9 protein-coding genes are annotated in these 11951 nt (G+C 61.2%); 7 read left to right on the forward strand and 2 right to left on the reverse strand.

What is annotated here, in order from left to right:
• Nucleotides 1-94: 94 nt before the first annotated feature.
• The 4 genes from JNL55_RS04780 (at nt 95) to metH (ending at nt 6937) form a co-directional block, all read left to right on the forward strand.
• On the forward strand, nt 95-1135 hold the full coding sequence (locus JNL55_RS04780) for a zinc-dependent alcohol dehydrogenase family protein (protein WP_293850058.1): 1041 nt from the start codon (nt 95-97) through the stop codon (nt 1133-1135).
• A 196-nt stretch (nt 1136-1331) separates the two neighbouring features.
• On the forward strand, nt 1332-2246 hold the full coding sequence (locus tag JNL55_RS04785) for an ArsR/SmtB family transcription factor (protein ID WP_293850060.1): 915 nt from the start codon (nt 1332-1334) through the stop codon (nt 2244-2246).
• A 40-nt stretch (nt 2247-2286) separates the two neighbouring features.
• Nucleotides 2287-3207, forward strand: coding sequence for a methylenetetrahydrofolate reductase (gene metF / locus JNL55_RS04790; protein WP_293850062.1), 921 nt, complete (start codon nt 2287-2289; stop codon nt 3205-3207).
• 10 nt (nt 3208-3217) lie between these two features.
• Entirely contained in the window at nt 3218-6937 is a 3720-nt protein-coding gene (gene metH / locus JNL55_RS04795; RefSeq protein ID WP_293850065.1) for a methionine synthase, read from the forward strand.
• 46 nt (nt 6938-6983) lie between these two features.
• On the opposite strand, the gene JNL55_RS04800 is transcribed toward metH, so the two are convergent.
• Nucleotides 6984-7415 carry an acyl-CoA thioesterase gene (locus tag JNL55_RS04800; protein ID WP_293850067.1) on the reverse strand — a complete coding sequence of 144 codons (432 nt, stop codon included), beginning with the start codon at nt 7413-7415 and terminating at the stop codon, nt 6984-6986.
• A 141-nt stretch (nt 7416-7556) separates the two neighbouring features.
• Between JNL55_RS04800 and JNL55_RS04805 the strand changes: the two genes are divergently transcribed.
• From JNL55_RS04805 to JNL55_RS04815, 3 genes are all read left to right on the forward strand, one after another.
• Nucleotides 7557-8273 (forward strand): CoA transferase subunit A, encoded by a 717-nt coding sequence (locus JNL55_RS04805; RefSeq protein ID WP_293850069.1) that lies wholly within the window; start codon nt 7557-7559, stop codon nt 8271-8273.
• Nucleotides 8274-8315: 42 nt separating this feature from the next.
• A complete protein-coding gene (locus JNL55_RS04810) occupies nt 8316-8951 on the forward strand; it encodes a 3-oxoacid CoA-transferase subunit B (protein WP_293850071.1) in 636 nt (211 codons plus the stop codon).
• Nucleotides 8952-9012: 61 nt separating this feature from the next.
• Complete coding sequence (locus JNL55_RS04815; RefSeq protein ID WP_293850073.1) at nt 9013-10137, forward strand: zinc-dependent alcohol dehydrogenase family protein; 1125 nt, start codon at nt 9013-9015, stop codon at nt 10135-10137.
• On the opposite strand, the gene JNL55_RS04820 is transcribed toward JNL55_RS04815, so the two are convergent.
• Nucleotides 10127-11951 (reverse strand): tetratricopeptide repeat protein (locus JNL55_RS04820; RefSeq protein ID WP_293850075.1); only part of this gene is annotated, 1825 nt, incomplete at its 5' end. The two genes, JNL55_RS04815 and JNL55_RS04820, sit on opposite strands and share 11 nt — an antisense overlap.

Raw genomic sequence — 11951 nt, forward strand, 5'->3', positions numbered from 1 at the left:
CCCGTGGGAAACGGCTTTCTCTTGCCGAGCCGACAGCTAACCACAGCGGCGTGATATAGCTACGCTCTCTAGCTCAGGGTGTCCGAGGTTCTCCGTGAAGGCTGTTCTCTTCGAACAATTCGGTGGCTCTCTCAACCGCGTAGACGTCCGCGATCCAACGCCAACACCGGGCGGCGTCGTTATTAAAGTGGAAGCATCAGGCATCTGCCGCAGCGACTGGCACGGCTGGATGGGTCACGACGCCGACATCAAGCTCCCTCATGTCCCTGGCCACGAACTAGCGGGCGTCGTAACCGCGGTCGGCGCAAGCGTCACGAGATTCAAAGCAGGTGACCGCGTCACTGTGCCCTTCGTGAGTGGCTGCGGAAAATGTGAGCAGTGCTCAAAAGGCCAACAGCAAATCTGCGCAGTGCAGTTCCAGCCGGGCTTCACGGCGTGGGGCTCATTTGCCGAGTACGTCGCGATCGACTACGCGGACATCAATCTGGTCAACCTCCCAAGTGAAATCGACTTCGTAACCGCAGCGAGTCTGGGCTGCCGGTTCGCGACATCATTCCGGGCGGTAGTCGATCAAGCTAGGGTGCAACCAGGCGAGTGGGTGGCAATTCATGGCTGCGGCGGTGTCGGCCTCTCGGCAATCATGATTGCGAACGCGATGGGCGCGCGAGTCATCGCGGTCGACATCGACCAAGCCAAACTCGACTTCGCTCGCAAACTCGGCGCCGAGATCGGCGTCCTCGCGACGGCAGACGTCAAAGCCGCAATCGTCGAACACACAAAAGGCGGCGCTCACGCCTCGATGGACGCGCTCGGTAGCCGCGTCACCTGCTACAACTCAATTGCATGTCTCCGGCCGCAGGGCCGGCACGTGCAAGTGGGCTTGATGCTCGGCGCGCACGCCGACCCGCCGGTGCCGATGGGAATGGTCATCGCGAAGGAGCTGCAGGTGATGGGTAGTCATGGCATGCAGGCACATCGCTACGACGCCATGCTCGACCTGATCCTGACCGGCCGGGTGCAACCCCAGCGGCTGGTCGAAAAGAGCATTCCGCTGAGCCAGGCCGCGGCCATCCTGGCCGACATGGACAGCTTCCGCGGCGCCGGCATCACGGTCATCAACGATTTCAGCCACTGACCAACCCGGCCGGCAACCCAAGCCGGTCGCCTAACCCACTGTTCCGTAAGGCCGATGAGGCGAAACTCAAAGCGCCGCCCGGCCTAATCCGCGCAGACGATGACAGCCCCAACCCGCCTCAGGTATAGTGCTGCGCGTCCATATAAAGATATCTTTATATCTTTAAGTCCTTAGCCGCCGACCCGAAATCAGCAAGATGCCCAGCTTCCTATCCGCCGTTTCAGCGCTGCGAGCTGCCGCCGAGCCCACTCGGCTGCGGATGTTGGCGCTATTGGCGCGAGCGGAGCTGACAGTGGGCGAGATCGGCGAGGTCATCGGGCAGAGTCAGCCGCGGGTGTCGCGACACCTGAAGCTCCTCTGCGACGCCGGCTTGCTGGACCGATTCCGTGAGCAGCTGTGGGTCTACTACCGCGCGCCGGCCTCGGGTGAGGCGCGAGATACCGTGTGGCAGCTGCTGGCATTGGTCGATGAAGAGGACGACGTCCTCCGAAGAGACCGCCGAAAGATGGAAGAGGTCATCGCCGAGCGAGGTCGCCGCGCGGCAGATCAGCTGGCGGATGATGAAGAGCCGCTCAAGACAACGTCCGACCTGGTCGACGCCACCGTCGTGGAAGAGTTGGCGAGTGAGCCCATCGGCGCGTTGCTCGACGTGGGCACAGGCTCGGGCCACATCCTGAAGCTGCTCGGTGCGAAAGCCACGCGCGCGGTCGGCGTGGATCTTTCCAGCGAAGCGCTGAAGGTCGCGAGGACGAAGGTGCACGGCGCAGGACTGAGTCACTGCGAGCTGCAGCGAGGCGACATGTATGACTTGCCCTTCGCAGCGCCGTTGTTCGACACAGTAGTCGCCGAGCGTGTGCTCGCCGAAGCTGAGCGTCCGCTAGCGGCGCTCGCAGAAATCGCACGAACATTGAAGCACGGCGGACGCGCCGTGATCATCGAAGACTTCGACTCGCTGATCGCGGCATCGCCCGCGAATCCCATCGCCACCTTGCGCGAATGGTTCGGCAAAGTCGGATTGGAAGTTTCCCGCGTGCGTCCCGTGGACACCGAAGCAGGGCATTTGCTCGTGGCTATCGGTCGACGCGTGGCGCGCAGCACGGCGGCGGCATGAAGCCGCGTCTTCATCATTGAAAGGACTTGAGGAACCATTCATGTCAATCGAGAAGCTCAAGGACCAGCTCGGCAACAGCTTGAGCAAGCTGCGCGGCCGGCCCACGGTGTCGTTCGAGTTCTTCCCGCCGAAGGACGAGGCGATGGAGCAAACGCTATGGGAGTCGGTCGAACGCCTCGCGCCGTTGCAGCCGCGCTTCGTATCGGTGACTTACGGCGCCGATGGCTCGACGCGCGCGCGTACTCACAACATCGTGACCAAGGTGCAGAAGAAAACCGCGTTGACTGCGGCTCCGCACCTGACTTGCATCGGTGCGCCGCGCGAAGAGATCTTAGATATCGCGCGCGATTACTGGGCGAATGGCATTCGTCACATCGTGGCGTTGCGCGGTGACCCGCCGCAGGGAACGACGAAGTATGTGCCGCACCCGGAAGGGTTCGCGTACGCCGTCGATCTGGTGAAAGGATTGAAGTCGGTGGCTGACTTCGAGATTTCCGTGGCCACGTATCCGGAGCCGCATCCGGAGTCGCCGAGCGCGGATTTCGAACTCACCAATTTGAAGTCGAAAATCGATGCCGGCGCCGATCGCGCCATCACTCAGTTCTTTTTCGACACCAGTCTGTTCCTGAGATTTCGCGATCAGTGCGTGGCTCAAGGCATCAAGGCCAGCATCGTGCCCGGCATCCTGCCCATCACTCGGTTCCCTCAGATGTTGCGCATGGCGCAGCGTTGCGGGGCCAGCGTGCCGGAGTGGCTGTCGCATCGCTTCGACGGTCTCGATGACGATGCCGATACGCGCCGGCTGATTGCGGCTGCGGTGGCCATCGAACAAGTACAGGAACTGCAAAAGCACGGCGTCGAAGAATTCCACTTCTATACGCTGAATCGTGCCGAGCTGAGCTATGCCATCTGTCACGCGCTGGGCGTGCGGCCGGTGTTGGCGCAAGCGGCGGCGGGCTGAGGACTATCGAATGAACCGCACCGAAAGAGTGGCGAAGCTGCACCAGCTGTTGACCGAGCGCATCGTGATGCTCGACGGCGGCATGGGCACCATGATTCAGGGCTACAAGCTCACCGAAGCCGATTATCGCGGCGAACGGTTCAAGGACTGGCCGTGCGATTTGAAAGGCAACAGCGACGTGCTGGTGCTGACGCAGCCCGAGATCATCAAGGCGATTCATAGCAAGTACCTGGCATCGGGTGCGGACATCGTCGAGACCAACACCTTCACCGCCAACTACTCGTCGCAGGCCGACTACCAGATGGAACATCTGGTGCGCGAGATCAATCTGGCCGGTGCCAAAGTCGCGCGCCAAGCGGCTGATGAGCACTACGCCAAGACCGGCGAAGTGAAGTTCGTTGCCGGCGCGTTGGGCCCAACCAATCGCACGGCATCGCTGTCGCCCAACGTCAACGATCCGGCGTTTCGTAACATCGACTTCGATCAGCTGTCGGAGACATACCTGATCGGCGCGCGTGCGTTGATCGAAGCCGACGTCGACATTCTGTTGATCGAGACCATCTTCGATACGCTCAATGCCAAGGCCGCCATCTTTGCCGCCCGCGCGGCGTTGGATGAAGTCGGGCTCGATTTGCCCATCATCATTTCCGGCACGATCACTGACGCGTCGGGTCGCACGCTCTCGGGTCAAACCACCGAAGCGTTCTGGAACTCAGTGCGTCACGCGCGACCGCTCGCGATCGGTCTGAATTGCGCGCTTGGTGCCAAGCAGCTGCGCCCTTACATCGAAGAGCTGTCACGCATCGCCGATGTTTATGTCAGCGCCTATCCGAACGCCGGTTTGCCGAATGCTTTCGGTGAATACGACGAAGTGGCCTGCGAAACGGCCGAGTTGGTCAAAGAGTTTGCGACCAGCGGTTTTGTGAACATCGTCGGCGGCTGCTGTGGCACCACGCCGGATCATATCAAACACATTCGTGAAGCAGTCGAAGGCGTGACGCCTCGCAAGCCACCGGTGCTGGAGAAACGCTGCCGCTTGTCGGGCCTCGAACCGCTGAACATCGGTCCCGATAGTTTGTTCGTGAACGTCGGCGAGCGCACCAACGTCACCGGTTCTGCCAAGTTCCGCAAGCTGATCGAAGCGGACGACTACAACGCCGCGCTCGACATCGCCCGCCAGCAAGTGACCAGCGGCGCGCAAGTCATCGACATCAACATGGACGAAGGCATGTTGGATTCGGAAGCGGCCATGGTGCGCTTCCTGAACCTGATCGCCTCCGAGCCCGACATTTCGCGCGTGCCCATCATGATCGACTCGTCCAAGTGGACCGTCATCGAAGCGGGCTTGAAGCGGATTCAGGGCAAGGGCATCGTCAATTCCATCAGCATGAAGGAAGGTGAGGCGGCGTTCATCGAGCATGCCAAGAAGGTGCGTGCCTACGGCGCGGCCGTCGTGGTGATGGCGTTCGATGAGCAAGGTCAGGCGGACACGGTCACGCGCAAGGTGGAAATCTGTCAGCGCTCCTACAAGCTGCTGACCGAGGAAGCCGGCTTCCCGGCCGAAGACATCATTTTCGATCCCAATATTTTTGCCGTGGCCACCGGCATCGAGGAGCACAACAACTACTCGGTGGACTTCATCGAGGCCACCGCGGAGATCCGGAAGACCTGCCCGTACGCACACATCAGCGGCGGCGTCAGTAACGTTTCCTTCTCGTTCCGCGGCAACGACCCGGTGCGCGAAGCCATGCACTCGGTGTTCCTGTACTACGCCATCAAGAACGGCATGACCATGGGCATCGTCAACGCCGGTCAGCTGGCGATTTACGAAGACATCAAGCCCGAGTTGCGTGAGCGCGTCGAAGACGTGATCTTGAATCGTCGCGCGGACTCGACTGAACGACTGCTGGAAATCGCTGCGCGCTTCAAGGGCGAGGTCGGTGCGAAGAAGGCCGAAGATCTGGCCTGGCGCAGTCTGCCGGTGGCAAAGCGTCTCGAGCACGCGCTGGTCAAGGGCATCGACGAATTCATCACTCCCGATACCGAAGAGGCGCGGCAGCAGGCCGAGCGGCCGCTGCACGTTATCGAAGGTCCGTTGATGGACGGCATGAACGTGGTCGGCGATTTGTTCGGCAGCGGCAAGATGTTCCTGCCGCAGGTCGTGAAGTCGGCGCGCGTCATGAAAAAGGCCGTGGCGCATTTGATTCCCTTCATCGAAGAAGAGAAGGCCAGGACCGGGCAGGTGTCGCGCTCCAACGGCAAGATCATCATGGCGACCGTGAAGGGCGATGTGCACGACATCGGCAAGAACATCGTCGGCGTGGTGCTCCAGTGCAATAACTTCGAAGTCATCGACCTGGGCGTGATGGTGCCGGCCGAGCGCATCCTGGAAACGGCGCGGCGCGAGAATGCAGACATGATCGGCCTGTCGGGCCTGATCACGCCGTCGCTCGATGAGATGGTGCACGTGGCGCGCGAGATGCAGCGCCAAGGATTCAGTCAGCCGCTGTTGATCGGTGGTGCGACGACGTCGCCTGCGCATACGTCGGTGAAGATCGATCCGCAGTACCAAGGCCCGGTCGTGTACGTGAAAGATGCTTCGCGCTCGGTCGGTGTGTGTCAGCAACTCGTCACAGCGGCGTTGCGCCGTGAGTTCGTCGAGAAGACCAAGGCAGAGCACGCCAATCGTCGCGAACAGCACGCCGGCAAGAAGACCAAGGGCCCGCAGCTGACGATTGCTCAGGCGCGCGCCAACAAGTTCAACGGCGGCTGGGATACGTATGCGCCGCCGGTGCCCAAGTTCCTGGGCATTCGTACCTTCGATGATTTCTCGCTCGAAGATCTGACGCGCTACATCGACTGGATGCCGTTCTTCAATGCCTGGGAATTCGGCGGCAAGTTCCCAGACATTCTGACCGATCCGGTGATCGGCGAGCAGGTCAGCAATTTGTACGCCGATGCGCGTCGCATGCTGAAACAAGCAGTGCGCGAGCGTTGGCTGACGGCGCGCGGTGTCATCGGTCTGTTCCCGGCGAATAGTGTCGATGACGATGATGTCGAGGTGTACACCGACGAGTCGCGCACCAAAGTGCTGACCAAGCTGCACTTCCTGCGCCAGCAGAAGGGCAAGCCGACCGGTCAGTCGCACGATGCGTTGTCGGACTTCATCGCGCCGAAGTCGTCAGGCCGTCGCGATTACATTGGCGCGTTCGCAGTCACGGCTGGTTTGGGCATCGAGCCGCACCTGGAGCGTTTCGAGAAAGCGCATGACGACTACTCGAGCATCATGCTCAAGGCATTGGCCGATCGCTTCGCCGAAGCGTTCGCTGAGCGTATGCATGAGCGCGTGCGTCGCGAGTTCTGGGGCTACGCGCCTGAAGAGCGTTTCACCAACGATCAGCTGATCAAGGAAGACTATCGCGGCATCCGTCCGGCGCCAGGGTATCCGGCTTGTCCGGATCACACTGAGAAAGCGACGCTGTGGCAGTTGTTGCAGCCTGATACCAACGCCGGCATCACGATCACCGAGTCGTTCGCGATGTATCCGACCGCGGCAGTCAGCGGCTGGTACTTCTCGCATCCGGGCTCGCACTACTTCGCGGTCGGCAAGATCGATCTCGATCAGGTGCAAAATTACGCCGCGCGCAAAAAGCTCTCGATGGACGAGGCGCAGCGTTGGTTGTCGCCGAACCTGGGTTACGACCCGGATTCGGACGCCGACGCGGCTTGAGGTAACTGCGAGGCGCTGCGCATCTGGCGCAGCGCCTCACGTGTAGTTACAACTTCGCTAGCGCAGTGCGCACGACGTCCGGAATGTTTACTGGCCGGCGGTGCTCGCGATCCACATACACATGCACGAAGCGACCGATTGCAGCCGGCTCGTCATCGCCGCTGCGAAACACGGCTAGCTGATAAATCACACTGCTGGTGCCGAGCTTCTCCAAGCGCAGTCCGATTTCCAGCCGGTCCGGAAAGCTCAATTCTTTCAGATAACGGCAGCCTGTTTCCGCGACCAAGCCGATGGCCGGCAGCTCACGCGTGTCCACGCCCGTGGCTTCGATCAAATAGCCGTTCACCGCCGAGTCGAAGTACGAGTAGTACACGACGTTGTTGACGTGACCGTAGTGATCGTTGTCGTTCCAGCGCGTCGGCATGGAACGCAACACTTTGAAGTCCTGGCGGCGGGGCGTGGCGGTGGCGGAGCTCATCCCGGCATTTTGCCGTAAAAAGCCGGACTCCGGCCGCGCCTGACACAGTTTTTCGCAGGCCCCAAGTCTGCACAGCAGTGCTGTGCGCCGGCCGGGCGAGTACAATACCGGCCGGTAACTTAACTGTTCGAGCGGTTTTCCATGACAAATGCATCGAAGGTGTACCCGAGCGCCCGTGCGGCCCTCGAGGGAATCGTCCGCGACGGCATCACTGTGATGTCCGGCGGTTTCGGCCTGTGCGGCATTCCGGAGAATTTGATTCTGGCGCTGCGCGACTCCGGCGTGAAAGGCTTGACGGTGGTTTCCAACAACGCCGGCGTCGATGAGTTCGGCCTGGGCAAGCTGCTCAAGACCCGCCAGATCAAAAAAATGATTTCGTCTTATGTGGGCGAGAACAAAGAGTTCGAACGTCAGTACCTGGCCGGCGAGCTGGAACTGGAGTTCACGCCTCAGGGCACCATGTCGGAACGCATTCGAGCTGGCGGTGCTGGCATCTATGGTTTCTACACCCGCACCGGCGCGGGCACGTTGGTGGCAGAAGGCAAGGAGTCGCGCGTCGTCAACGGCGATACATACATTCTGGAAACCGGCCTGACTGCCGATATTTCTTTGGTGAAGGCGTGGAAGGGCGACACCGAAGGCAATCTGATCTATCGCAAGACCGCACGTAACTTCAATCCGATGATGGCGACCGCCGGCCGCATCACCATCGCTGAAGTGGAAGAGTTGGTGGAGCCCGGTGAGTTGGAGCCGGATGGCATTCACACGCCGGGCATTTTCGTGCAGCGGATCGTCAAGGGCACGGACTATCTCAAGACCATCGAGCATCGCACGGTGCGTAAGCGCACGGCGGTCTGAAGCTCGCTCGTCTTTCACCCACTGAATTTATAGGTTATTCCCATGCCCTGGACTCGCGATCAAATGGCCGCCCGCGCGGCGCGTGAACTCAAAGACGGTTTTTATGTGAATCTCGGAATTGGTATTCCGACCTTGGTGGCCAACTACATTCCCGAAGGCATGAAGGTGGTGCTGCAGTCGGAGAACGGCATGTTGGGCATGGGCCCCTTTCCCTATGAAGGCGAAGAGGATCCCGATCTGATCAATGCCGGCAAGCAGACCATCACCGAGCTGCCCATCTCTTCTTATTTCTCCTCGGCCGACAGCTTCGGCATGATTCGCGGCGGCCACATCGACCTGTCGATTCTCGGCGGCATGGAAGTGGCTGCGAACGGCGATCTGGCGAACTGGATGGTGCCAGGCAAGATGGTCAAAGGCATGGGCGGCGCGATGGATCTGGTCGCGGGCGTGAAGCGCGTCGTAGTGGTGATGGAGCACACGTCCAAGGACGGCGCGGCCAAGTTCAAGCCCAACTGCGATCTGCCGCTGACCGGTGCCAACGTGGTCGACATGCTGATCACCGAGCTGGCTGTGTTCGCCCGGCCGGACCGCAAGTCGCCGTTCAAGCTGATCGAGCTGGCGCCCGGTGTGACGGCGGAAGAAGTGAAGGCCAAGACCGGCGCGGCGTATCAGTCATAACAGTCGGGCCTTTGTCATTTCTTGGCTTCCTTTTCTGCGCGCCAACCGTCTTAATCCCAAGATGAAAACCCGCGCCGCAGTTTTGACTGAGATCGGCCTGCCACGGCCTTACGCGCAGAGTCGGCCGTTGCAAATCGTGGAAGTCGAGCTGGATCCGCCCGGCCCGGGCGAAGTGCTGGTGCGCATGCGGGCGGCTGGTTTGTGTCACTCGGATCTTTCCGTGATCAACGGCGATCGGCCGCGTCCCATGCCCATGGCCATCGGTCACGAAGGCGCGGGCGAAGTGGTCGAAGTCGGCGCGGGAGTCACGAACTTGAAAGTGGGCGATCACGTGGTCGCTGCGTTCGTTCCTTGTTGTGGGTCTTGTGAGCCATGCACATCGGGCCGGCCCGCCCTTTGCGAGCCGGGCTTCAAAGCGAACTCGGCTGGCACGCTCCTGCGTGGCACGCGTCGCATTCATCGAGGCGCCGAGGTTGTGAATCATCACCTCGGCGTATCGGCGTTCGCGGACTACGCGATAGTGGCGCGAGAGTCGTTGGTCAAAGTCGATTCGACATTGCCGTTCGCCGAGGCGGCCGTGTTTGGCTGTGCGGTGATGACAGGCGTGGGCGCAGTTACCAACACGGTGCAAGTTCGGCCCGAAGACAGCGTCGCCGTCGTGGGTCTGGGCGGAGTAGGGCTGGCAGCGCTGCTGGGCGCGCGCATGGCTGGTGCGAACCTCATCGTCGCTTGCGACTTGAGCGATGAGAAGCTGCAGCTCGCCCGATCCATGGGCGCGACTCATACCGTCAAGGCGAGCGATCCCACCGCCGTCGAAGAGATTCGTGATGCCACTCGCGGTGGCGTGCACTACGCGTTCGAAATGGCTGGCTCGGTGAAGGCGATGGAGCTCGCATACAAGATTACGAGGCGCGGTGGCACGACGGTTACCGCAGGGCTATCGAACCCTCAGCATCTATTCTCGATTCCGCACGTGGGCATCGTTGCGGAAGAGCGCACCATCAAAGGCAGCTATCTGGGCAGCTGCGATCCGGCTCGCGACATCCCTCGTTACATCGACATGTATCGCGCGGGCAAGCTGCCAGTGGATAGGCTGCTGAGCGAGACCATCGCGCTGGAAGAGATCAACGCCGCCTTCGACCGCCTCGCCGATGGCAAGACGGTGCGACAGGTCGTCACGCTGTAGGGGTGCGCTCTACCAGCGCCAGCGCCGCGTCGATGGCAGGAATCAGCGCTACCGCATCCATCTGGCGGCAACGTTGCTTCAATGCTTCCAAGCTCGACGGAGTCTGCGCAGTGATGATGTTCTCACCCACATCCGCCAGTACGCGCGCACGGTCGCTCTGCAGTGACGTGGGCGGTAACGGTTCATCCGCTGTGTATTCGGCAAGAGCGTTGGCGTAACGACGGGCTGCTTCCCACGCGCTTTGCTCGATGCTGACTTCCATGGCGTGATAGTAGAACTCGAAATAGCTGTGGCTTACGCAGCCGGCCGCCAACAAGGTCTCGCCTTCTTCCAGTGCGGCTGCTCGTTGCGCTGGGTCGGGCGTCAGGCGAGCAAGCGTGCCGAGCAGCGACGGCCCGCAATAGGACATGCCCATTTCACGGCCGAGCTGCAGCCCTTCTTCAACCAACTGCAAAGCTTCGCTGCGATCGCCATCGATCATCAAACAGCCACCCAGAATGCCCAGGCACTCGGCGTGAAAGCGCCGCGCGCTCAGCTGCTTGGCCAGCTGCATCGCTTGCTTGGCCAAGGCGCGGCGCTCTTCGGTCTTGCCTTGGAGCGTGAGTCCCGAGGTCAAGCAGATCAGCGAGATCAACTCGCTGCGTGGGTCGCCGACCCGGCGAGAAATCTCCAGCGCTTCCTGCAAGGTCGCACGGCCGGCAGCGATCTCACCGCTGTAGTTTTGAGTGATGCCCAGCATGGGCAGGTTTGAGAGCAGCACGCTGATCAAATCGTGCTCTCGCGCTTCCTTTACGCACTGTGCGAAGTGCTTGCGGGCAGTGAGCATGTTGCCGCGTTGATAGTGAGCATCGCCCAAGCCGCCCAAGGCGCGTGCCAGTTCGAGCGGCGAGTTGGCTTCCTGAGCATAGTCGTAAGCTTGTTGGTGCGCTTGCAGACACGCGTCGAAACGGCCGAGCGGGAAACACAGGTTACCGTGGAGCGTTGCCATGCGAGCGCGCGTTTGTGAGTCGGCGGTCTCGCCCAGCGCGCTTTGAGCCCGCTCCAGCGCATCGAGTGCTTCTTCGTGTCGATCCATGACTCGCAACGCCGAGGCGATGCCAAACCACGCGGCGCCATGTCCTGCCTGATCGAGCGCAAAATCCAACGCCTCACGATAAGCGGCGAGTGCGTCGTGAGTGCGGCCGAGATGCAGCAGCAGCTCACCCAGCACCACGCTCGTTCGGTGAAGCATGATGGGCTCGCGCGCTACGGCGCTGGCCTTGTTGGCCAGGTTGAGCGCGTTCTCGAATCGCAGCGCTGTGCGTTCGGCTTCGGCGGCTTGGATGTATGCAGCCGCGGCGTGCTCGTCATCAGCGGCGGCCAGATGTTCGGCGTGCAGCGACAGGTCGCGCGATGCGAACCAATCCGCGGCGACTCGATGCAAGTTGCGCCGCTGCGATTTCAACGTGGATTCGTAAATGGCATCCCGGAACAGTGCGTGCGCGAACTCCAGCTCGACGCCGTCGCTGCGAACCAGTGTCGTCGCGATCAACTTCTCGGGTTCGTAATCTTGGTCGCGAATCATCCGGCGCACGATGGCGAGTTCGGTGCGTTGACCCAGTACGGCGGCAGCTTCCAACGCCAGATGATCTTTCTCCGACAAACTGTCGGCGCGTGACAGCACCAGCGAGCGCACCGAACCGGGTAGCGTGTGTTGACCGGCGCTCGCAGAGCGGAGCAACTGATCCAAGAACAGCGGATACCCTTCGGCGCGCACTATGCACTCTTGAATCGTCTCGCTCGACAGCTCGGGATAATGCGCCGCCAGTTCTTGC

The sequence above is a fragment of the Steroidobacter sp. genome, from assembly GCF_016790065.1.
In the GTDB taxonomy this organism is placed as follows: Bacteria; Pseudomonadota; Gammaproteobacteria; order Steroidobacterales; family Steroidobacteraceae; genus Steroidobacter.